Genomic DNA, 1795 nt, shown 5'->3' with positions numbered 1-1795 from the left:
GATCCACGGACGGCGGTGCGACCGCCGGCGGATCGCACACCCCGTCCGCGTCGGGTGGACCGCTGTTCGCGGACGCCGATGCCGCGGCCCGTCGGACGGACGAGCCCGCCGGCTCCGACCCCTCCGTCCCGATCGCGACCGCCCCCGCCGTCGGCGGCGGCCTCGCCGGCTCGACCGCGGTGGTCGACGACGCGGGACGCACCGACGACACGGGACTGATCGACGACGCCGACGGTGGGGATCCGCCGCTGTACACCGAATCGGCCGCTCGACTCGACGGCATCCGTGAGGAGGGCTCGCATGGCCGGCCCGACACCGTCTGAGCAGCGCGCCGCGACGACCTCGCTCGGCGAGCTCGTCGGCGAAGTCACTCGCGACATGTCCACGCTGATGCGGCAGGAACTGGCGCTGGCCAAGGCGGAGTTGAAGGACTCCGCGTCGAAGTCGGCGAAGGCCGGCGGGCTCCTGGGCGCCGCCGGATACGCGGGCGGGATGGTCGTGCTCTTCCTGTCGCTCGCACTGTGGGCGGCGCTGGCGACCCTGATCGGCTGGGGCTGGTCGGGACTCGTCGTGGCCGCGCTCTGGGCGGTGTTCGCGGCCGTGCTGTACGCGACGGGCCGCTCCGAACTCGGGAAGGTGCAAGGCGCTCCGCAGACCGCGGCGACCCTGCAGGAGATCCCCGATGCATTCACCAGAAACGAGGAGAACCGATGACCGACTCACCAGAAGCCATCCGCGCCGAGATCGAGCGCACCCGTGCGGACCTCGGGTCCGACGTGGACGCCCTCGCCGACAAGGTGACACCGTCCAAGATCGTCGACCGGCAGAAGAACAAACTGCACGGCGCGGTCCGCGGCGTGCGCGAGCGCCTGATGGGCGCGGCGGACGACACCGGTTCTGCGGCGGCCTCGCTCGCCCATCGAGCGGGCGATGCGGCGCACGACGTCGGCCACTCCGCGAAGGGCAGCCCGCTGGCCGTCGGCCTCGCCGCCTTCGCCGCCGGGCTCATCGCGGCCGCGCTCATCCCCCCGTCCCGTGCGGAGCGCGACGCGGCGGCGAGGGCGAAGGACGCGGCGGAACCCCTCGTCGACCAGGCGAAGGACGTCGCGCACGAGCTGGTCGACGACCTCCGTCAGCCCGCGGGCGAGGCGGCCGCCGCCGTCAAGGATCGGGCCGCCGAAGCCGTTCAACAGGTCAAGGACGATTCGACCGACGCGGCCACGAGCGTGCGAGAGCGGGCGAGCGACGCCGTCGCCGACGCCTGAGCGACAGGGGGCGAGCCGCGCGGCGCGGCGCGCCCCCTGTCGTCCGCACGCGCACGGCGGCACCGCTGTCAAGAGCCTCTCGGCGACGCCGGCGACGGTCTATGACTGACAGCAGAAGCCCCGCCGACATGCGGGCGCACGTCCCGTCGGGAGACGGGAGCGAGGAGAACACCATGATCTACGGACAGCAGAGCGGACAGCAGGCGGGCTCGGTGTGGAGCATCGCGATGTCGACCGCGATGGGCAACGGCATCGTCCCGCGCTCGGATGACGGATACCGCGAGCGCCCCGCGCCGCGGCGGTTCTGGTCGCGCACCCGCGACGCCGGCGAATCTCTGGCGGTCGCGCCCCGCGCCTGACCCCGCAGCCCCACCCCCGACGCGTCGGTTCCTTCCCCCAGGAGCCGGCGCGTCGGCTCTTTCGCGACGAACGGATCGGTGTCCGGGCGTTCACGCGATGGTCTTCGCGGCGTAACCCATCACCCGGGGTTCTGCCTCCAGCATGGGACGACCGCATCCGCGGTCCCCGTC

4 protein-coding genes are annotated in these 1795 nt (G+C 73.3%); all 4 read left to right on the top strand.

Annotation, left to right across the window (positions count from 1 at the left end; translation table 11 throughout):
* On the top strand, window positions 1–323 hold a 323-nt coding region (locus DBR36_RS17585), incomplete at its 5' end, for a hypothetical protein (protein WP_219927615.1).
* The gene (locus DBR36_RS04980; RefSeq protein ID WP_108317840.1) at window positions 301–714 is read left to right on the top strand and encodes a phage holin family protein; all 414 of its coding nucleotides are present in this window, start codon (window positions 301–303) and stop codon (window positions 712–714) included. The genes DBR36_RS17585 and DBR36_RS04980, both read left to right, overlap by 23 nt.
* Window positions 711–1265, top strand: coding sequence for a DUF3618 domain-containing protein (locus DBR36_RS04975; RefSeq protein ID WP_108317839.1), 555 nt, complete (start codon window positions 711–713; stop codon window positions 1263–1265). Before DBR36_RS04980 ends, DBR36_RS04975 begins: the two co-directional genes overlap by 4 nt.
* A 173-nt stretch (window positions 1266–1438) precedes the next feature.
* A complete protein-coding gene (locus tag DBR36_RS04970; protein ID WP_108317838.1) occupies window positions 1439–1624 on the top strand; it encodes a hypothetical protein in 186 nt (61 codons plus the stop codon).
* Window positions 1625–1795: the final 171 nt, after the last annotated feature.

Source organism: Microbacterium sp. HMWF026 (assembly GCF_003061325.1).
Classification (GTDB): Bacteria; Actinomycetota; Actinomycetes; order Actinomycetales; family Microbacteriaceae; genus Microbacterium; species Microbacterium testaceum_E.
Note: the sequence above shows the minus strand (reverse complement) of the source record. Positions and strands in the feature narration are given on the sequence as shown.